General features: G+C 64.6%; 1 pseudogene. It reads right to left on the reverse strand.

The window, feature by feature from the left end:
* A pseudogene (locus DM813_RS00020) lies at positions 1 to 288 on the reverse strand (4-hydroxy-2-oxovalerate aldolase); the annotation flags it as partial.

Raw genomic sequence — 288 nt, forward strand, 5'->3', positions numbered from 1 at the left:
GGCTCATCATCAAAAAGCCGACGGTGTCCATGCCCAGCTCGCGGGCGTACTCGATGTGCTGCTTCGACACGTCGGCTTCGGTGCAGTGCGTGGCCACGCGCACTACCCGCGCGCCGGCGTTGTAGGCAGCCTTGAGGTCATGCACCGAGCCGATGCCGGGAAGCAGCAAGGTGGCGATCTGCGCGTGCTCGATGACGTCGGCCACGGCCTCGATGTACTCAAGGTCGGTGTGCTTGCCGAAACCGTAGTTGAAGCTCGAGCCCTGCAGGCCGTCGCCATGGGCGACTT

Origin of the sequence: Pseudomonas alkylphenolica, assembly GCF_004025535.1 — a bacterium.
Lineage (GTDB): Bacteria > Pseudomonadota > Gammaproteobacteria > Pseudomonadales > Pseudomonadaceae > Aquipseudomonas > Aquipseudomonas alkylphenolica_A.